Consider the following 20,097-nt stretch of genomic DNA (forward strand, 5'->3'; position numbering starts at 1 on the left):
CAAAATTAAAATTTTCCTCGGCTGAGGCTATTCCTGAAATACTGCATAATAAAGTCCCACCAATCAGTGAGCATAATAATTTTCGTTGTTTTTTGTTCATAATAATCTCCTCTCATTTTCCGGTAAATAGAATCTAAATTTATAGGGGATATGAATTGGCTTAGATAATGAGAAATAAAAAATTCAACTTATGTAGGAAATAGGGCGGTAGCACTTGCACAACCATCAATTGACTGACAACAGTCAGTCAATTGGCATTCTTATCTTGTTATTCCTAACAGCATAGCTCCTTTCACGTTTCAATCTCACACTAGTTACCTGGAATCATCTAGTAGCTAGATCAATAAAAAAATTTTTAGACGAAAACAAAAAATATAATTTCAGAAGCAATCATCAAGTTTGATTCCAACGTACTTGATGAAATTGACTGACAACAGTCAGAATCGGAACCTTATAACATTAATTGACGATGATAATCATAATCAATTAGATTATAGACCTTTTAAAATTGTAAGTCAATACATTTAATTCATATTAATTATTATTCTATTTTTTCCTTGGTGAGAGGTAATTGCTTATGATTAAGGGGGCAGGTTTACTATTTATTCATCTATTTAGGGATGTGGATGTTTTTAAATTATTTAAAATAAGAGGCAATTGTATAATGAAACAGAGTATTGTATACTATACAGCGATAATGATTATCTCTATTTCTCTATTATATAAACTATTAATAGAGTATTGACCCTATGATATTCAACGATACGAAAGTGGGATTTTTTACTATATGAATAAATTAAGCAGTCGAAATGTACCTATGATGATTTTAATTGTGAACATGTTTATTGTTCAACTTGGGGTTGGCCTGATTATTCCTGTATTGCCGAAGTTTATGCAAGACTTTGGGGTAAGTGGTGCTACCCTTGGTTATTTAGTCTCTGCTATGGGATTAAGCCAACTTATATTTTCGCCAATTGCAGGTGAATGGTGTGATCAATATGGACGGAAAATAATCCTTGTTCTTGGTATTGCCATGTTTAGTGTGTCTCAATATATTTTCGGTTTTGCAAATGATCTTTGGATGCTCTATATTTCTAGATTAATAGGGGGCATGGGAATTGCTTTTACAACTCCAGCTATCACGGCTTATGTAGCCGATATTACTACGGAGGAGAGCCGTGGCAAAGGCCTTGGATGGATGGGGGCCGCCATGTCCTTCGGTATTGTTATCGGACCTGGTATTGGCGGATTTCTAGCAGATTATGATATACATTTTCCTTTTTATGTAGCAGCTGCTGCATCTGCCTTCTCTATGGGGGCAGCCATATTTGTACTGCCAGAAACTTTATCCAGAGAAAAACAAATAAATGCTAGAGAATCGCCGAAAAAACGGGAGAATATTTTCACGCAAATTGCGTTGTCCTTTAAAGCTCCCTATTTGTGTCTTTTGGTGCTCATTTTTATTTTGACCTTTGGATTAGTGAATGTTGAGGTAGTTTTTGGCTTATATGTAGATGCTAAATATGGATTTACGCCTAAAGATATAGCAATTTTGCTTACGGTAGGTGCGTTAATGGGCGTTTTAATGCAGGGCGTATTAATTGATTGGTTATTGCGTCAATTTGGCGAAAGACAGGTCATCAATGTAAGTCTACTCTTATCTGCTCTATTTTTGGTACTGATGTTATTGACAGGAAATTTTTACTACATATTGCTTGTTACAACTCTTTTCATTTCTGTTACCTCTATCTTGCGCCCGGCAATTAATACTTTATTATCAAAAATGGCGGGGCAAGAACAAGGATTTGTTGCTGGTATGAGTAATGCCTATACGAGTTTAGGCATTATTATCGGCCCAGCAACTGCAGGTATTTTATTTGATATACATATTGATCTTCCTTATATGCTCGGGGCAGTGTTGATACTAATTAGCTTGGCTATACCTATTAGCGCCACAAGGGAAAAGAGCGTTATTTTAACGGAATAAAGGAATTTTGGTTCAAAAGGCGGGTACGCCTACCGAATAGAATAAACTCCAGAAAAGTTTGCAATACTTTTCTGGAGTTTATTTACGGAATCAGAAAGTATAACACTTTCTTGATTCCAAGTAAGAACGACTAAGGCTTCTGCCTGCGTCTGAGGACTTGGCACAAGCCAAGTCTTTTCTTATGATGGAAATCATAATGATTTCCCTATAATTTAATTTTAAAATATCTCCAACCCAACAGGACAATGATCACTTCCCATGATTTCACAATGAATTGTAGCGGCTTTCATAGAATCCCTTAACCGATCCGAAAGGAGAAAGTAATCAATACGCCAACCAATATTACGATCCCTTGCTTTCATCATGTAGGACCACCAAGTATAAGCATCCTTCTCAGTTGGATGTAAGTATCTAAAGCTGTCTGTAAATCCAGCTTGTAAAAGAGTTGTCATTTTGCCTCTTTCTTCATCGGTAAAACCAGCATTGCGTCGATTGGATTTCGGATTCTTAATGTCGATTTCTTCGTGAGCAACGTTAAGGTCACCGCAGACAATGACAGGTTTTTTCTTGTCTAGCTCTTTAAGGTAGCTCCGAAAGTCATCTTCCCATTTCATACGGTAATCTAGACGCAAAAGCTCTCGTTTTGAATTTGGTGTATAAACATTTACGAGAAAAAAATCTTCAAATTCTACTGTGATGATGCGGCCTTCTTGGTCATGCTCTTCTAGATTCATGCCATAGGTTACTGACAGAGGTTTGATACGTGTGAATACAGCCGTTCCAGAGTAACCTTTTTTAATTGCACTATTCCAGTACTTTTCAAAGCCAGGAAGGTCTAATTGGGCTTGATCGGGCTGCATCTTTGTTTCCTGTAAACAAAAAATATCAGCGTTTATGGTATTGAAGAAATCTTCAAAGCCCTTACCAAGGCATGCTCTAAGTCCATTTACATTCCATGATACTAATTTCATATACAATCCTCATTTCTATATGTTGATACAACTGAAAATGGCCTTTTAATTAATTGACATTAGTAGATACTATTTACTATAAATAAGAAAATACCTCTTTTATTGCTAAAAATTGCGATAGAAAAACCCAAACCATAATTGGTTTGGGTTTTTCATATGCCTCATAATAGTACGCTATTTTCCTTGCCGTATTATCAGATTAAATAAGATGGGTCATATGAACTAAGTTTAACACAAATAAGCTAGCTGCGATAAAAACGAAAGCAAATGCTCCAAGTTTCAGAACCATAATATCAATCCTTCCTTTACAGTTTTATTTGTTTGTCGATTCATTAATGTAAAATATAGATATAAAAAGATAACGGGGAAGATGCGTTAGATAATTCACATGTATAAGGCAATTCCTAGTTTATCTGTTTCCATAAAAATTATCAAATCGTTACAAGAACACTCTGACAACATTAAGACGTATTTTGTTCAAATAGATAAGATTTGCTGTTATTTTCTTTATAATTGAAAAAATTCATAAAATTTCAGTATATCATAATAAATTCTAATAATAAAGTATTTTTATAGAAAATTCATTAAATTCAGAATAAATTAACATGTAATTTTAATCCCAAATGATTATAGTAATAGAAAAAAGGGCATGGGTCACTGGAATCGCAATCTTCTTTGTGATATAGTTTAAAAAATAGGCAGCTCTTTATTAGAATTTATCCGATGACTAAACCGCTCTAAGACTCCCATCTTCATCTCGTTAACAGCCTGTAATATCCTGCCCTCTGGTTAGGATAACAGTCTGTAAACTCGAAGTAAGTTCGCTCTAAGGATTTTCGAATCCAAGGCTCACTTATATAAGTGGGAGTTAAGAGCGGCTAAGTCCCTGGATAAGTGCGACTAAGATTCAGACGGAGTTAAAACTCCATCTGAATCAAGTCTTCTTTATATAAAAGTGGTTTGGGGGACGTTATTATTGAATTGGCGTAGAAATCTGTGGGTTTTATCAATAGCAGTTATGTTATCGGGGTCAAGTTATACAATGGTGATTCCGTTTTTGCCTCTATATCTTTTAGATATTGGGGTAAGTCAGAATGAAGTGAATATGTGGTCTGGGGTTATATTCTCTGTTTCTTTTTTAGTTGCCGGATTAATGGCACCTTATTGGGGGCGATGTGCAGATAAGACGGGCAAAAGGCGTATGATCATGCGGGCAGGTTTTAGTCTGTCAGTGGTATATTTCTTAGGTGCATTCGTTAGAAATCCAATCGACTTATTAGTTGTTAGAATTCTGCAAGGTTTTGCAAATGGCTTTGTTCCCGCGTCTATGGCGATTGTTGCTTCATCGACGCCAAAGGATAAAATGGGCTTTAGTTTAGGTTTTATGCAAACTGCATTATTAATTGGTGGGATTTTAGGCCCGTTGGCAGGTGGTGGGTTATCCCATCTTTTTGGCATGCGTTTATCCTTTGTTATTGCAGCAGGGATTATCTTTTTGGGAACGATTGGTGTAGGTATGTTGGTAACAGAACCAGAAAATAATAATCCGCCAAGTGAGGGGAGTATTACCGACGACCTAAAACGGGCATTTCATAATCGTAAATTAGTAGAAATGTTACTACTTTTGTTTAGTGTACAAATGGTTAGTATGATGCTTCAACCTTTGATATCTCTCTACGTAGCAGAGCTCCAAGGGAATATGGAAGGAGTTGCATTAACGGCAGGTATTGTTTATAGCTTAGCAGGGATTGCCGGTGCCATAGCCGCCCCGTCATGGGGAAAGGTTGGTCAGCGAAGAGGATTCTTGAATATATTGGTGTTTGCTTTTATTGGTGCTGGTGTATTTAATATGGGGCAATTTTTTGCTGGTAGTATATATAGCTTTAGTGTTTTACAATTTATTTTTGGCTTATTTATAGTCGGTGTGTATCCTGCCATCAATACCATTGCTGTTAATTCTACCGATAAGGCCTTTCAAGGACGTATTTTTGGTCTTACTACACCGGCAAATCAAATGGGCTCGATGGTTGGGCCAATATTGGGTGGATTTATTAGCTCTTGGTTTGGGATTAAGCCTGTTTTTCTTTTTACGGGTAGCGTATTGATTCTACTCGGTTTACTTGTCCTATTCAAACTTTCAAGGAAAAAGACGGCTTAGTATTGCAGTAAAAAAACTGCAACGTTAGTTTAAAAACGTTGCAGAATTTTTATTATCTATGGAGAGGGTTATTTTGATAATAGGCATGACTTGGAGGAATTATGAATTTAATTATACTTAATGCAAATAGCAAAACCCCTTTATATTTACAACTTTATAAACATTTTAAGGCGGCAATTGAAAGCAATCGTCTAAAGGAAGGCGAAAAAATGCCGTCCATACGAGGGCTAGCAAAAGATCTCTCGATTAGCAAAATAACGGTTGAAAAAGCATACCAACAGCTTATGAGTGAAGGTTATATTGAGAATTATGATCGTTCTAGATATACTGTGAAGAAATTTGAAGGAATTGTTTTGAAAACACCGACTCCTTCCATCCGAAGCCAGGATAATCAGCTAGATATAGAGCACAATAAGATTTGTTATGATTTTGCAAGTGGCGATATGGATAAAGAGGGGTTTAATTTTGCTTTATGGAAAGGATATATTAATAAAGCTTTTTTGCAGAAGGAGCGTCTTTTTGGTTATGGGGATATAAAAGGCGAAGACGAATTGCGCAGAGAAATAGCAAAATATATTCAAAAATCACGGGGCGTACAGGCTCACAAAGAACAAATTATAATCGGCGCAGGTGTACAAAGTCTCTTGAGTGTGCTTTGCAGCATTTTGCAACTAGAACATTCAAGTATCGCTTTTGAAGAACCAGGGTTTAAAAATGGCAGACGGATTTTTGCAGATCATTCCTTTCAAATTGCCCCAATACCCATGCAAAAAGATGGTATTGATATGGAACAGCTAGTTAGTAGCGGTGAAAAACTTGTTTATGTAAGTCCATCACACCAATTTCCTACTGGCTATATTATGCCCATAGCGAAAAGAAGCCAGTTGTTAAATTGGGCGGAAGAAAAAATGGGTATAATTATTGAAGATGACTATGATAGTGAGTTTCGCTATTTTGGTCGCCCGATACCTGCCTTAAAGGGGCTCGATCAAAGAGGCAAGGTTGTATATTTAGGGTCGTTGTCAAAGATAATTCCACCTTCTATACGCATTAGTTATATGGTATTACCTGAAGAATTTTTAGAAATTTATCAAAAGAAAGCATCTTTATACAACCAAACTGCTTCTACAATTGAACAGCTGGCCCTTGCTCATTATATGGCAGATGGTCACTTGGAAAGGCAAATACGGCGCCTTCGCAAACTGTATCATGAAAAAAGAAGATTGTTTTTGGCTGAAATTAAAGCGATTTTAGGTGATAAGGTAGAGGTAAATGAGAACGAATCTGGACTTCACATCCTACTCAGTTTGAAATCTGAATTACCGGCGAAAATGTTAGCACAAAAAGCGCTTGAAAAAGGTTGTCGTGTAGCTCCTGTCCAGGATTATTATTTGGAACGCTCACCTGAAAAATTACCACAAGTATTATTATACTTTTCTAAAATTCCGGCAGAAGAGATGAAGAATGGAATTAATTTATTAAGGAATGCATGGTTTTCAGCACAGTAAGTATTGAAGGTCTTGATAAGTGTTGACAGTTTTCTAATGCATAAATATACTTATAGTTATAATATTCCAAAAACAGGGGGTAACCATGAAGAACACAGTCTTTCTGAATGTAGCAAAATTGGATTTTGATAACAAACTTGATTTTTCTTCATTAGCGAAACTCACTACGATTACAAAATACGATGCAAGTAGTAATGAAGAAATTCTAGAACGGGTGAAGGATCAAAATATTGTAATTACTAAGGAGTTGCCCGTAGGAAGGGATTTGATTTCAAAATTTCCTCCTTCTGTAAAACTCATCTGTGAAGCAGGCACTGGCTATAATAATATTGATATTGCAGCCGCCAAGGAAAAAGGGATCATTGTCTTAAACGTTCCTAGTTATAGTACAGAAGCTGTCGCTCAGTTGGTAATTACCTTTATATTGAATTTAAGTTCTTCCTTGATTCAGCAGCAGATTATGCTCCAAAAGAAAAATTTTGATAATTTTACAAAACATTTGCAGTATCCACATTTCGAGCTACAGGGAAAAAACCTTGGAATTGTTGGTGCAGGTGCCATTGGTAGGGAAGTAATGAACATTGCCTTGGCTTTGGGAATGAATATTCTTGTCTACAACCGCACTCCGAAGCCTTGGGATAATCCCAAGATCCAAAATGTTTCTCTTGAGGAACTTCTGAAACAAAGTGATTTTGTTAGTCTTCATTGTCCTCTTACCCCTGACACCAAACATCTTATTAATAAAGATCGATTACAATTAATGAAGCCTACTTCCTATATTATCAATACGTCCCGAGGGGCAATCATCAAAGAAACGGATTTAATTGAAGCGTTAGAGCAAGGGGAAATTGCCGGTGCAGCTCTTGATGTGCAGGATCCAGAACCACCAGAATTAAATAATCCCTTATTTTCCATGGATAACGTCATTCTGACACCTCATATAGGGTGGAGACGTTTAGAATCTAGGCAGAGATTGCTTGAACTCATGGCGGATAACGTGGCAGCATTTCTTCAAGGAAAACCAATTAACGTTGTAAATTAAGTAACTATCACCACAGTAATCTTTAGAAGGGTAATACCAACTAAGGATTACTGTTTATTTTACGGAATCAGAAAGTATAACACTTCCTTGATTCCAAGTAAGAACGACTAAGGCTTCTGCCTGCGTCTGAGGACTTGGCCTAAGCCAAGTCTTTTCTTATGAGATTGAATGTTTTCTGGAGGTTGTATGAAATTAATTGTAGCAGTTGATCAAAATTGGGCTATTGGCTACGAGGGAAAATTACTGGAGATCATCCCAGCAGATATGAAATACTTTAAAGAAAAAACAATTGGAAAAGTAGTCGTAATGGGAAGAGCTACTTTTGAATCTCTACCTGGTGGTAGACCCCTTCAGGATCGAATTAATATTGTATTAACAAAAAGCCGCGTTACTAATTGCGAGGGAATGATAGTATGTAATTCTCTAACCGCACTGTTTAAGGAAGTGAAGAAGTATAGCTCTGAGGAGATTTTTGTAATAGGAGGAGAATCTATATATGAGCAACTCATAGCATATTGTTCAGAGGCATATGTTACTAAAATTGATAAAAGCTATGTAGCAAATAAATCTTTCCCCAATTTAGATGCTCTCCCAGATTGGAAGTTGGTTGAGGAAAGTAGTTTACAAAATTATAAGGATATAAACTATCGCTTTATAGTCTATGAAAATAAAGTTAGGAAGAGTTGGCCTACTGAAGAAGTAACATAAGAAATTGAATGTGGGATATATTCCCTTTTGTTGTTTGGCAGATAAAGAAGAACTGTTATGTTACAATATAAAGGGAAATGTTACTTAATGAGGTGCTAAATGAATAAAAAAATTGTTATACTTGTAGTTATGCTAACTCTGTTCACGACAAACGTTTTCGCAGCTTCTGCTCTTGAAAAAGAAATTAAGAAAGATCTCAAAGGGTTCAGTGGGAGAGTTGGAGTTTTTGCCAAGAATTTGAATACTGGAAATACGATTGAGTTTAGTCAAGATGATATTTTTCCTACGGCTTCGACTAGCAAATTAGTCGTTGCTTTAGCAACGTATAAATATCTTTATCCTAAAGCAGATGCAGATAAGGCCAGTACATACGACCGAGATATTGAATTAATGATGACGATTAGTGATAATGGGTCTTTCTATGAGTTATTAAATGAGATTAAAACAAATAAAGCAGATGCTTTAAGTAAAGTAACAAAGGATCTCCGTCTTCGTCAGACACAAATACATAGCGAAGCTGCCTTTACTAAATATCAATATCATAGTGTGACGACCCCATATGAAATGGCAAAGGTCTTTGAAAACATCTATAGAAATAAATATTTGCCAAGAGATAAGAGTGAAGTATTAAAGGGTGAACTAGCAAATACTATCTTCCATGAGGAGATTCCTCGTTATATGCTAACGAAAGTCTTCCACAAGGTAGGAGAATTAGACGATGTTCTTTGTGACGTTGGCGTAATAGAAGATGGTCATGATCCCATACTAATCAGCTTCTATACTGTTACACCAGATCATGAGTATTCTAGTAATTTCATCGCGACCGAATCAGCAAAGCTTTATAATGCATTAAGAAGGAAATAAGTTTACCTCGGACTCACGCAGAGGTATCACGCGGGAATTTATATTTTAGATAAGGGGTTAATATAATATGACACCAATTAATTTGTCAAAAGAATTAAGGAAGCAAGCCCTTGATGAAATTAAGAAATATTTTTTGGAAAAGCGAGAAGAAGAGATTGGGCAGCTAGCTGCTGAGCTATTACTCGATGTAATGATTGAAAAAGTAGGTGCAGCTATTTATAATCAAGGCATCAGAGACGCGCATACTTTTATGAGCGAAAAGATTGAAGATTTATATGGTCTTGAGAAGTGAAAAATCTAGACATTGTTATTATGTACTTGAAGGAAGATAGTAAGTGTCAAAGCTATAACTAATTCAAACCTTGAAGTCATAACGTTACATAAATAAAGTCTTTAGGATAAGCAATGACCTCCTACTTGTAGAAGAATGGCTACAAGTAGGAGGTCATTTTATGGGTGAAAAGCTGTTATTTGTTTACAGTTTAAAGGCAAAGAGACAAGAGATACCTTTCATAGTGTAGTTTTCTTTGCCACTAATTACTGATAGTGCTTTGAGGTCGACATTGTTAACTTCACGTTCTGCATAAGAAAGATTGAATGTCGAAGATTTTGACATCTTATAGCTAATGCCTACTTCTTTTAACGATACATCTTTACCAGTGAGTAAAGTTGCAAATAGGGTATATTTATCACTTAGCTGTTGCGTCCCAGTCAGGCCAAAATGCAAAGCCGACTTAGAGGCAGGATCCACGTAGTTACCATAGGATATTTTAGTGTTTTCATAACCTGCAATAAAAGTAAGGTTCGGATTTACCTTGTATAGTAAATTAAGATCACGAGGTTTCGATTCAGCATATGTTGTCTTTGTCAATATAGTAGAGTCTTTCGATACGAAGAGTCCTTGTTTGTACTGGACTGCTAAATGGTCGTTTAAACCAGTGGTCACTGCAGCCTTAAAACCAAACTTACCAGTTACATCGGCTGGAACTTTTCCTCTACCACTCACTTTAGAATTGAGGGTGCTTCCGATTTCTAAAGTCGTGGCTCCTTTTTCAAACTCTGTTGTAGGAGAGGCAAAGGTATTATCTGCTATCATGATGAGTCCCGTTGTTAGTGTTAATGCAGCGATTAATTTGCGCATGTTTCCTCCTTAGTATGTTTCCTTGTTTATACACCACATTTGTAGTTGCAAAAGTTGCTTTTACAGGGCTCAAAATGGCTATTGCTTATTTTACCATAAAAAAATATTGTGACAAATAGAGACTGGCCAGTCTCTTGCGGGTTAATGTAGCTCTCTAAATTTGTTATTTATAAATTGTAGATTATTTGGGTGGAGGAAATTCTTTGTCGATTTGGGAGAGGATAATGAATTATAGGAGTTGAAATGAACAAGATAAAGCAATTGAAAGATGGTGAGTCATACTGACCTATGGATATAAAAATGAAACTGCTTCTATTTATTGTTGATTTATTAGCACCGTTAACAATCGGTTATTTTTGCCGATTCCAAAAGATAGTTCCAGAATCGGTTTTTAACAAAATGATTTTAAACAACATCCTTGTGATTTATCCCGCCTTATCTTGTCTGAGTTTTTGGATTTTACCTCTTAATTATGGACTAATTTGGTTACCCATGATGGGACTCTTAATGGGCATTATTCCAGGAATCATTGCTTACTTTGTTGCTGAGTATAAGTATACTAGTGATCTAGATAGGGGAAGTTACGTAATGTCTGCTATTTTATCAAATTTGGGAACGATTGGCGGGCTATGTATATTTCTGCTATATGGTGAAACTGGGTATGCTTATCAACAGCTGGTAGTTTTATTTCAATATATTTTAATGTTTATGTTTTGTTATCCTTTGGCTCAGTATTATTATCAACGTTCTCAAAGTAGAGTTGAGGTTAAGGCAGTATCAATCAAATCTGTTTTATTCAGCCGCAACCAATTAGCGATTGTTGGTATATTGTGCGGGGTCGTACTACAAATAATAGGGATACCAAGACCGCAAATGCTAGGTGGCTTCGCTGAAATTTTAATTCATGTTGGAGCCTGGACCGCTCTAATCCCAGTTGGCTATTCGATTGATTTTGCCAAATTAAAAGAGCATTATCATAGTATTAAAGATATAACCTTAATAAAATTTGTATTTACTCCTCTACTAATTTATGGAATGGCAAGAATGGTGATGTCTGAAGAAAAAATGATCAATACCATATTGGTTTTATCTTGTATGCCGACGGCTGTAAACGCTGTTATTACTTCACGAATATATCATCTTAATATTCATATCTCGATAGCTTCCTTTATCATAACAACAATCGTATTTTTATTAGTTGTTTATCCCGTATTATTTTTAGGGTTAGCGTTGTAAGAGAAGTATTTATACATTACTGGAGTAAACCTTTAGAAAAAATCGATTTACTAGTATAATAAGGGGAACGTTTTAATTTGTGATAAGGGAGACGATATATATGTTAATTGATAAGCAGACAAATTTTGCAAAGGAAAGGCTCTCCTTTAATGAAATAGATGAGGGTTTTACAACGAAAGAGGCAATTGCTGAGGCTAAGCGATGTTTAAATTGCCCGAAGCCACTGTGCCGTGCTGGCTGCCCTATTGAAAATGAAATTCCCAGCTTTATTTTAGCGCTAGCAAAAGGTAATATTGGGGAAGCCAGTACTATAATTGCACGCCGCAGTAATCTCCCTGCCGTTTGCGGGCGGGTTTGCCCACACGAAAAACAATGTGAAGGTGCCTGCATTCTTAATAAAAAGAATTGCGGAATTCAGATCGGTAAACTGGAACGCTTTATTGCTGATTTTGATGCGGAAATGAGTATAGATAGACCTAAGTGCGCTTCTTTGGTAAACGGTAAGATTGCAGTAATTGGTTCTGGTCCAGCTGGATTGACTGTGGCTGGAGATCTTGCCAAGCTGGGCTTTGAAGTTATTATCTTTGAATCACAAGAGGAACCGGGTGGAGTCTTAATGTATGGAATTCCTGAATTTCGTTTAGGGAAGGAAATTGTCCGTCGAGAAATTAAAAGAATTGAAGAACTAGGAGTTACGATCAAGACGAATGTTTTAGTTGGACAGGATCTTACTGTAGACGAATTATTTGCAGAAGGTTTTGATGCGATCTTCATTGGGACAGGTACTGTACTGCCCAAAATAATTGATATTCCGGGGAAAGATTTAGTGGGCGTGATACAGGCAACGTATCTACTTAGAATGGTGACCTTAATTCGAACAGAAAAAATTGATGAAAAAGAAATTCCTGTGAACCCTCATGATCGAGTAGTAGTCATTGGGGCCGGAAATGTAGCCATGGATGCTGCCCGTACCGCAGTGCGTTTGGGAGCTGCTAAGGTTACCGTTGTCTATCGTCGCACGGAGAATGACATTACAGCCTTACATTCTGAGTATGAAGCGGCAAAAGCAGAAGGGGTGGAATTTAAGTGGCTATCAAGTCCTACTTCGATTCTAGGAACAGATCAGGTTATCGGGCTAGAATATGAAGTTCAGGAAATTGATGGAGAAGGAAAGGTCTACGGAACAGGAAAAAGAGAAGTGATTGAGGCCGATAAAATTGTTCCTGCAATCGGCCAACGTCCAGCGGCTCGAATCGTATCCACTACTCAAGGAATTGATGTTAATGCCAATGGATATGTAGTTACCCGTGATCGCCCTTATGGTATGACAACTCGTAAAGGTGTTTTTGCAGGGGGAGATGTTGTGCATGAACCTGCCACTGTAGTGTTAGCAATGAAAGAAGCTAAAAAATTAGCAGCAGGGATCGCTCAATATGTGGAAGCAAAGAAACTAATTGAGAATTGCTAAAAGATAGTAAAAAATTCTTCTAGAAGCCTAAGAATCGCTACATCTGAAGGGACTGTATTGAAATGTTATTTCAACACAGTCCCTTCTTTTTAGATAATATTAACTCTACATTAAGTTGACAATTCCTATAAAAATAGTACTGCATAACTTGTTGCTAAAATGTGATTTAGTGTAGAACGGATTCTTTGATTAGCACTCTATTAGTTCATTTTTGCCATAATGTTAGTGAAAGATGTTAAACTTCTGATTATTCAAATAATAAAGTAAAATAAATATGGAAGTAGGTGAAAGTTATGTTACTAAATGAACGCCGTTGTAGTGTGCTTCTTGATATTTTAGAAAACGAAGGTTGGGTTCGGATTCGAGATTTGGCTCAACGTTTTCATGTTAGTGACCGTACCATCCGTTATGACTTGGATGTAGTGGATGATTTTTTGCACTTTAACAATCTATCGCTACTGATTCGCAAACAAAACGGGGGCGTGAAGTTTGTAGAATCATTAGAAGAGAAACATAAGCTATTAAGATTGTTTCAACATTTGGGATTATATCAGTACGTGATGTCATCTAGTGAACGGCTGCAGAGAATTTTGGCGGAATTATTATATGTTAAAGATTATATTAGAATTAATGACCTAGCTACTATTTTATATGTTAGTCGAGGAACGGTAATAAAGGATTTGCAGAAGGTACGTGAATGGTTAGAAGTACGGCATTTAGAATTACGATCAATTCCTAAGTATGGGATCAAAATTGTAGGACCAGAAAGAGAATTCCGCCAGGCTGTTGTAGAACTTCTGCGTAAAAATTTGTCTTTACCGTCTATGTTGGAATGGATTACAACAGCGGAAACCAATTGGGGCGACAAGCAGTTATTTAAAAATTGGTTGGAGGACATTGATATATCCTTCCTGCAAACTTATATTAGACAATTAGAAAAAGAGTTGCAGGTTATATTTTCAGATGTAGCATTTAGTGGGTTGGTAATTTACCTGATTGTTTCTATTCATAGAATCAAAGGCGGACGTGATATTATTGTTGGTCAGTCAGAGCTAGGAGTTCTGCAGAATTCACGTACATTTGCTATTGCACTTACCACCATTTCTCTTTTAGAAGAAAGATTTGATGTATCGATTCCTATTGATGAAGTCAGCCTTTTTACTGAATATATTTTAGGAAGTAATGTTGCATCTTCAACAGTAGAAGAACAAGAAAGTGGAACTGAAATGCAGATGTTAGTCTGTAATCTAATTGCGCATGTAAGCCAGGATTTACCTTATGATTTGACAGAAGATCATCAATTATTTGAAGGACTCCTGGAAGAAGTACGCCCTACACTGTACAGAGTAAAATATGGACTAAGCTTGGAAAACCCATATTTGGATGAAGTCAGGTCTAGTTACCCTATATTGTTTGAATCAGTGAAAAAACATATAAAATCTTTGGAAAATTATATTGGTGGCCAGCTATTAGATGAAGAAATCAGCTATCTAACGGTTCATTTTAGTGCTGCTCTTGAAAAAATGAGGAACAGTAAAAAAAATCGGCCATCAGTTCTTGTCATTTGTGCGACAGGTAAGGGAACCGCTAATTTACTTTCTTCCCGTCTACAATCTTTATTTGATATAAAAATTGTCGGTGTAGCACCTTGCCGTCAAGTTCAAATGCTATTAGAAAGCCGCCAGGTAGACATTATCGTATCTACGGTACCGATTACTCCCGTACATGTACCTATACTAATTGTTAATCCTCTACTGCCTCCCCATGATATTGCATTATTAGAAAATCACATGGATAAAGCAAAAGAGACCTCTTCCGTTGATGATATTGTTAAAGTTATTGAAAAATACTGCAGCATTCAGGACTATCCTCAATTACGCCGTGAGTTAGACAACATGCTGAATGCTTCTTTAGAAGAAGCACAAATAAGTTCCAATCCGCCGTCTTTATATCAGTTATTACCTGCCGCGAATATTAGACTGGATGTGCCTGCTCAGAGTTGGCGAGATGCTATTTACCAGGCCGGAAATGTATTGTATCAAGAGGGCTATATTGAACATGCATATACGCAAGCAATGATTGACGTAGTAGATAAGATGGGACCTTATATTGTTTTTTGGAAGGGCGTTGCCCTGCCTCACGCAGATATTGATTGCGGAGTAAAAAAATCTGGCTTCAGCTTTATTCGACTAAGAGAACCCGTTTCTTTTGGATCACAGGATAATGATCCAGTAGATATAATATTTGCTCTGGCAGCAGTAGATCATTCTGCTCATGTTATTGCACTGCTAGAATTAACTAATATTCTCAGTAGTCCGGAGAAAGTAGCATACCTTCGTAGTGAGAATGATATCGAAAAAATAACTCAAGTACTTCTGTCCTGGTCTGATACCAAGACAATTTAAATATGAAATTTCCCGGTTCATTTGTGATTGGGAAAAGAAGGGTAGGAGATTTACAGATATGAGTGGCAACCAAGTTTTGTCAGCAGATTTAATAGTATCGCAGTTAGTGGCTGCAAGTTTTCAAGAAATAATCCAATCTCTTGGTAATAAATTACATGATTTTGGTTATGTAAAAAATTCTTATGTACCAGCGGTTATAAAGCGAGAGGGAATATTTCCGACAGGTCTTCCCCTTGGTAATATTAATGTAGCTATTCCACATACGGATGTGGAGCATGTGAATAGACCAGCGATTGCTGTAGCGACTTTAGCTCATCCAGTAACTTTTGGTAATATGGGTGATCCAGGTAATAAGCTGGAGGTTAGCATCGTTTTTTTATTAGCAATGAAGGAGCCTCATGCGCAAGTCGATTTGTTACAAAATCTAGTTGAGACCTTTCAGAACCCTGAAGTTTTAGAAAATTTACTGGGAGCTACGGACTCAAAAGAAATCGAAAAGATTTTACAACAGTATTTAAAACTAAAGGAGGTTCATTAAGAATGGAACGCGCAATTGATCGTTTAGAACCCTACCAAAGGGCCATAGCCAAAGTTCATCTTGCGTCTGCAGGAATCTCTTTAGATGCACTGGACGGAAAGCCTTTAATTGCTGTTGCGAATAGCTGGAATGAAGTATGTCCTGGTCATGAGCCTTTACTGAAGTTGGCTGAAGCTGTTAAGAACGGTATACGGGCAGCGGGTGGGGAGCCCGTTGAATTTAATACTATTGGTATGTGTGATGGTATCAGCCAAGGGCATCTTGGTATGAGATATACATTGCCACATCGTGACATTATCGCCGACTCTGTAGAAGTAATGGTTCTCGGCCATGGTGTGTTTGATGGGATGGTCTTATTAGGCTCTTGCGACAAGATTATTCCAGGCATGATGCAGGCAGCTTTACGCATCAATCTTCCATCTGTGATAGTCACTGCTGGCACTTCTGTGCCAGAATGTAAGCCATCCGATTCAAAAAAATTACGTACTAGGTTTCTAGCAGGTGAAATAACAGAGCGCCAACTAATTGAAGGATCGCTCCAGTATTATTCTGGACCAGGAGTATGTCCCTTTTTTGGTACTGCCAACACGATGGCGGTTCTCTGTGAGGCAATAGGACTGATGTTGCCAGGTAGCAGCGTACTCCCCGCACCAACCAGCCTTCGTCGATTTTCTGCTGAAAAATCTGGTATGGCAGTAATGGAGATGATTAAACAAGGTATCAGACCAAGGGATATTGCAACAACGGATGCATTTTATAATGCGCTGGTGGTGCTAAATGCTTTAGGTGGCTCATTGAATGCCTTTCTTCATCTTCCAGCTATCGCCGCTGAGGCAGGGATCTCTTTATCATGGGATAGTTTTGCTGAAGTGAGTGATAAGACTCCGCTATTGTCAGCGCTTGTGCCAAATGGTAATCAGACAGTATACGATTTATATCGTGCTGGTGGTTTACCTTCTGTACTTAAGGAACTTCAACCTCTGCTTAAAATGGAAGCAAAAACCGTAGGCGGGATAACCATTGGCGATGTTGCTCGTGGAGCTTCTGAGGGGGATCGAGATGTGATTAAGGCTTTTGATAAACCTCTTGCCCCAACTGGTGGGGTTCAAGTACTTTATGGTTCGCTGGCACCATGTGGAGCATTGGTCAAAGCTTCTGCTGTACCAGAAGAGCAACATATATTTAGTGGACCAGCCATTGTATTTGAAAGTGAGGAAGCGTGCCACAATGCCTTGCATGAAAATAAAATTAAACCTGGTCAAGTAGTGGTTGTCCGTTATGAAGGGCCTAAAGGCGGTCCTGGTATGCGAGAATTGCATAGGGTCACCGAGGTGCTAAAAGGAGTTCCCAATACGGCGTTAATAACAGATGGCCGTTTTTCCGGGGCCAGTGCAGGCTTAAGTATTGGTTATTTGTGTCCTGAAGCAGCAGAAGGAGGGCCCATTGCTTTAATTAAAGATGGTGATGAAATTACTATTAGTCTTAAGGAAGGCACCGTTAATTTAAATGTGGATCCTATGGAATTGAAACGTCGGAGCTTAAACTGGCAAGCGTTGGTGAAAGATACTGGTTCAAATTTACTGCTTAGGTATAGCAAGCAGGTTGGCCCAACCGTCAAAGGAGCAATCTGGGGACTATAAATAGTAAAAATTATAGTTAGGGGGATTCTGTAATGGCAAAAAGAGTATTAGTATTATGTGGCAATGGGGTAGCGACTTCTACGGTGGCTTGTAAGAAAATTCAGGATTATATGGCAGGTGCCCATGTTCGCTGTGAAGTAATTCAGGCCAAAATCGGAGAATTAGCTTCCTATGCTGATAAAGTGGATGTAATTGTCTTAATGGCAATGGGGGCAGCGCTTCCAGAAATAGCAAACAAACCGCTGCTAATTAAGGGGCTTCCTTTTCTCACTGGCATGGGTTTACCAGAAACATTAGAACAAATCAAACAACATATACAAAAAAATTAAAAAGGGGAATGTGAAATGGAGTTAATTGGAAGTTACTTTAAGGCGATATTCGATTTTGGACCTAATATTGTACTCCCGTGTTTCATCTTTTTGTTTGCTTTGGCCTTAGGAACTAAACCAGGAAAAGCCATACGCGCAGCTATTTTTATTGCTATTGCCCTTATCGGTATCAAGATGGTTGTCGGTTTTATGGGTGATAATTTAGGGCCAGCAATGAAGGCACTATCAAAAAATTCAGGAATTAAATTAGATATTATGGATGTAGGTTGGGGCGCTGTCGCGGCGGCTATTTGGGCCACTCCTATGGGAGCTATTGGCATTCCACTATTACTACTATTTAATTTTGTATTACTTTATTTTCGTGTTACAAAAACGTTAATGGTTGATATTTGGAACTACCACCATTTGATAACCGTCGGTGTACTCACTTATTTCGCGACAGATAATGTGTATCTTGGTTTTGTCGGCATGCTGCTAGCGTCTTTAATTACTTGGTTACTTGCGGATTGGGCAGCACCATTCCTGCAAAAATTCTATGGTCTACCAGGAATTACCATGCCTACGTTGTCTTCTATATCCGAGTGTCTTATTGCAGCGCCAATGAACGAATTACTAGACCGTATTCCAGTTGTGAGAGATATTCGTGGTAATTTTAGTTCGGTTAAAAAATACCTTGGTGTGTTTGGAGAGCCGGCAGTACTTGCTGTAATTATCGGTATGGGCATTGGATTTATGGCCAAATATTCCATGAAAGATTCTTTAAATTTAGCCATGAACCTAGCTGCAGTGATGATCATTTTACCTAAGGTAGTTGCTATTTTAATGGAAGGCTTAATGCCGATACAAGAAGCCAGCCAAGAGTTTCTCCACAAACATATGGGTGGTCGAGAGATCTTCTTAGGACTTGATTCTGCCATATCAATTGGCCACCCTTCCGTTTTAACAGCGGCACTACTCTTGACACCTTTCGTATTGGTACTGGCTGCTATTTTACCAGGTAATCAAATGCTTCCCTTTGCTGATATTACGGTAATCCCTTTCCGGATTGCTTTCGTTGTGGCGCTGGTTAATGGCAACGTATTTCGTACCTTGCTGATTGGTGCGGTTGTACTCGTACAAATATTGTTGTGTGGTACTGTAACCTCACCTGTTTTGACAAAAATATTTTTATCCGTTGGAGGCAAAATTCCTGAAGGGGCTATCGGTGTTGCCTCATTCTCAGGTGGCTCTTTATTTGTCACCTATGCAATTATGCAAACGTTGTCTTTCGTTTTGAGTGGTGTAATCATTTCGGCTGTTGTTTTTGGACTCTTCCTGCTAGTAGCAAAATCACAAGCTCGCAAAGCAGTTCAATTAATGGAAACGGAAGAAGAAAACACTTATGCTGGTATAAAGAATATTCAAGGTTAAAAACTGAAAAAGGGAGGGTGATTTCATGCATGCAGTATTGGAACATGTTGCTGAAATTGGTGTTGTAGCCATTCTGCGCGGTGTTGATCCTAGCATACTCGTACCCCTCGGACAAGCATTGGAAGAGGCTGGCGTAGGTGCAATTGAGATAACCTTAAATAGTGAAGGGGCTCTCCAGGGCATCGCGGCACTCAAGGAAGCAATTGGTGAAAAACTACCTATTGGAGCTGGGACCGTCATGACAGGAGAAGATGCTCATGCTGCTATTAAGGCTGGTGCGACTTTTGTGCTAACGCCACATCTGGCAGAGGAAACATTAGCCGTTTGCTGCCAGGCCAAAATTCCCGCAGTAATTGGTGTTATGACGCCATCAGAAATTGTACGAGCCTATGACTTAGGATGTGAAATGGTAAAAATTTTCCCAGCATCATCTTTAGGTGCTAACTATTTTCGGGAACTTCGTGGTCCATTACCACAGATAGCAACTATGGCGGTTGGCGGTGTGAACAAAGATAACGCTGTAGAGTTTATAAAAGCTGGTGCGATGGCTGTTGGTGCTGGAGGTCAACTCGTTGATTTTGCAGCTGCAGCACGGGGGGATTGGGACGCGGTAACGCTTAAAGCCAAGGAGATTGTTACTGCTGTTTATTCTGCGAAAAATAGAGATTTATAAGCAAGATTTATTTTATTCG

General features: G+C 38.0%; 17 protein-coding genes. 15 read left to right on the top strand and 2 right to left on the bottom strand.

Annotation, left to right across the window (positions count from 1 at the left end; all coding sequences use genetic code 11):
- Positions 1–787: 787 nt before the first annotated feature.
- Positions 788–1,987, top strand: a complete 1,200-nt coding sequence (locus UFO1_RS01735) for a tetracycline resistance MFS efflux pump (protein ID WP_038667140.1) — start codon at positions 788–790, stop codon at positions 1,985–1,987.
- A 218-nt stretch (positions 1,988–2,205) separates the two neighbouring features.
- Here UFO1_RS01735 and UFO1_RS01740 read toward each other — a convergent pair whose 3' ends face one another.
- Positions 2,206–2,958: an exodeoxyribonuclease III gene (locus tag UFO1_RS01740; RefSeq protein ID WP_038667142.1), complete on the bottom strand. Its 753-nt coding sequence runs from the start codon at positions 2,956–2,958 to the stop codon at positions 2,206–2,208.
- Positions 2,959–3,934: 976 nt separating this feature from the next.
- Between UFO1_RS01740 and UFO1_RS01745 the strand changes: the two genes are divergently transcribed.
- From UFO1_RS01745 to UFO1_RS01770, 6 genes are all read left to right on the top strand, one after another.
- Positions 3,935–5,116 (top strand): MFS transporter, encoded by a 1,182-nt coding sequence (locus UFO1_RS01745; protein WP_038667144.1) that lies wholly within the window; start codon positions 3,935–3,937, stop codon positions 5,114–5,116.
- A gap of 101 nt (positions 5,117–5,217) precedes the next feature.
- Positions 5,218–6,624, top strand: a complete 1,407-nt coding sequence (locus UFO1_RS01750; protein WP_038667147.1) for a PLP-dependent aminotransferase family protein — start codon at positions 5,218–5,220, stop codon at positions 6,622–6,624.
- 85 nt (positions 6,625–6,709) lie between these two features.
- Positions 6,710–7,666, top strand: coding sequence for a 2-hydroxyacid dehydrogenase (locus tag UFO1_RS01755; RefSeq protein WP_038667149.1), 957 nt, complete (start codon positions 6,710–6,712; stop codon positions 7,664–7,666).
- Positions 7,667–7,852: 186 nt separating this feature from the next.
- Positions 7,853–8,374, top strand: a complete 522-nt coding sequence (locus UFO1_RS01760; protein ID WP_038667151.1) for a dihydrofolate reductase — start codon at positions 7,853–7,855, stop codon at positions 8,372–8,374.
- A gap of 99 nt (positions 8,375–8,473) precedes the next feature.
- A complete protein-coding gene (locus UFO1_RS01765; protein WP_038667153.1) occupies positions 8,474–9,238 on the top strand; it encodes a serine hydrolase in 765 nt (254 codons plus the stop codon).
- A 67-nt stretch (positions 9,239–9,305) separates the two neighbouring features.
- The gene (locus tag UFO1_RS01770) at positions 9,306–9,530 is read left to right on the top strand and encodes a DUF2164 domain-containing protein (RefSeq protein ID WP_038667155.1); all 225 of its coding nucleotides are present in this window, start codon (positions 9,306–9,308) and stop codon (positions 9,528–9,530) included.
- Positions 9,531–9,713: 183 nt separating this feature from the next.
- Here UFO1_RS01770 and UFO1_RS01775 read toward each other — a convergent pair whose 3' ends face one another.
- Positions 9,714–10,379 (bottom strand): hypothetical protein, encoded by a 666-nt coding sequence (locus UFO1_RS01775; protein WP_038667157.1) that lies wholly within the window; start codon positions 10,377–10,379, stop codon positions 9,714–9,716.
- A 288-nt stretch (positions 10,380–10,667) separates the two neighbouring features.
- On the opposite strand from UFO1_RS01775, the gene UFO1_RS01780 reads away from it, so the two are divergent.
- From UFO1_RS01780 to UFO1_RS01815, 8 genes are all read left to right on the top strand, one after another.
- Positions 10,668–11,615 (top strand): AEC family transporter, encoded by a 948-nt coding sequence (locus UFO1_RS01780; RefSeq protein ID WP_038667159.1) that lies wholly within the window; start codon positions 10,668–10,670, stop codon positions 11,613–11,615.
- A gap of 100 nt (positions 11,616–11,715) precedes the next feature.
- The gene (locus UFO1_RS01785) at positions 11,716–13,083 is read left to right on the top strand and encodes an NAD(P)-dependent oxidoreductase (RefSeq protein ID WP_038667161.1); all 1,368 of its coding nucleotides are present in this window, start codon (positions 11,716–11,718) and stop codon (positions 13,081–13,083) included.
- A gap of 293 nt (positions 13,084–13,376) precedes the next feature.
- Complete coding sequence (locus UFO1_RS01790; protein ID WP_038667163.1) at positions 13,377–15,488, top strand: BglG family transcription antiterminator; 2,112 nt, start codon at positions 13,377–13,379, stop codon at positions 15,486–15,488.
- Positions 15,489–15,546: 58 nt separating this feature from the next.
- On the top strand, positions 15,547–16,026 hold the full coding sequence (locus UFO1_RS01795; protein ID WP_038667166.1) for a PTS sugar transporter subunit IIA: 480 nt from the start codon (positions 15,547–15,549) through the stop codon (positions 16,024–16,026).
- A 2-nt stretch (positions 16,027–16,028) separates the two neighbouring features.
- Positions 16,029–17,666, top strand: a complete 1,638-nt coding sequence (gene ilvD / locus UFO1_RS01800; protein WP_038667168.1) for a dihydroxy-acid dehydratase — start codon at positions 16,029–16,031, stop codon at positions 17,664–17,666.
- A gap of 32 nt (positions 17,667–17,698) precedes the next feature.
- Entirely contained in the window at positions 17,699–17,995 is a 297-nt protein-coding gene (locus UFO1_RS01805) for a PTS sugar transporter subunit IIB (RefSeq protein ID WP_038667170.1), read from the top strand.
- A 15-nt stretch (positions 17,996–18,010) separates the two neighbouring features.
- Positions 18,011–19,405 (top strand): PTS galactitol transporter subunit IIC, encoded by a 1,395-nt coding sequence (locus UFO1_RS01810; protein WP_038667172.1) that lies wholly within the window; start codon positions 18,011–18,013, stop codon positions 19,403–19,405.
- Positions 19,406–19,430: 25 nt separating this feature from the next.
- Positions 19,431–20,078 (top strand): bifunctional 4-hydroxy-2-oxoglutarate aldolase/2-dehydro-3-deoxy-phosphogluconate aldolase, encoded by a 648-nt coding sequence (locus UFO1_RS01815; RefSeq protein ID WP_038667174.1) that lies wholly within the window; start codon positions 19,431–19,433, stop codon positions 20,076–20,078.
- The last annotated feature ends 19 nt before the right edge of the window (positions 20,079–20,097 follow it).

It is taken from the genome of Pelosinus sp. UFO1, from assembly GCF_000725345.1.
Taxonomy (GTDB): Bacteria; Bacillota; Negativicutes; order DSM-13327; family DSM-13327; genus Pelosinus.

Coding starts and splice junctions, on each gene's coding strand:
- UFO1_RS01790 (WP_038667163.1), top strand. CDS start 13,377: ATGTTACTAAATGAACGCCGTTGTAGTGTGCTTCTTGATATTTTAGAA.
- UFO1_RS01755 (WP_038667149.1), top strand. CDS start 6,710: ATGAAGAACACAGTCTTTCTGAATGTAGCAAAATTGGATTTTGATAAC.
- UFO1_RS01805 (WP_038667170.1), top strand. CDS start 17,699: ATGGCAAAAAGAGTATTAGTATTATGTGGCAATGGGGTAGCGACTTCT.
- ilvD (WP_038667168.1), top strand. CDS start 16,029: ATGGAACGCGCAATTGATCGTTTAGAACCCTACCAAAGGGCCATAGCC.
- UFO1_RS01765 (WP_038667153.1), top strand. CDS start 8,474: ATGAATAAAAAAATTGTTATACTTGTAGTTATGCTAACTCTGTTCACG.
- UFO1_RS01785 (WP_038667161.1), top strand. CDS start 11,716: ATGTTAATTGATAAGCAGACAAATTTTGCAAAGGAAAGGCTCTCCTTT.
- UFO1_RS01775 (WP_038667157.1), bottom strand. CDS start 10,379: ATGCGCAAATTAATCGCTGCATTAACACTAACAACGGGACTCATCATG.
- UFO1_RS01810 (WP_038667172.1), top strand. CDS start 18,011: ATGGAGTTAATTGGAAGTTACTTTAAGGCGATATTCGATTTTGGACCT.
- UFO1_RS01740 (WP_038667142.1), bottom strand. CDS start 2,958: ATGAAATTAGTATCATGGAATGTAAATGGACTTAGAGCATGCCTTGGT.
- UFO1_RS01795 (WP_038667166.1), top strand. CDS start 15,547: ATGAGTGGCAACCAAGTTTTGTCAGCAGATTTAATAGTATCGCAGTTA.
- UFO1_RS01760 (WP_038667151.1), top strand. CDS start 7,853: ATGAAATTAATTGTAGCAGTTGATCAAAATTGGGCTATTGGCTACGAG.
- UFO1_RS01735 (WP_038667140.1), top strand. CDS start 788: ATGAATAAATTAAGCAGTCGAAATGTACCTATGATGATTTTAATTGTG.
- UFO1_RS01770 (WP_038667155.1), top strand. CDS start 9,306: ATGACACCAATTAATTTGTCAAAAGAATTAAGGAAGCAAGCCCTTGAT.
- UFO1_RS01750 (WP_038667147.1), top strand. CDS start 5,218: ATGAATTTAATTATACTTAATGCAAATAGCAAAACCCCTTTATATTTA.
- UFO1_RS01815 (WP_038667174.1), top strand. CDS start 19,431: ATGCATGCAGTATTGGAACATGTTGCTGAAATTGGTGTTGTAGCCATT.
- UFO1_RS01780 (WP_038667159.1), top strand. CDS start 10,668: ATGGATATAAAAATGAAACTGCTTCTATTTATTGTTGATTTATTAGCA.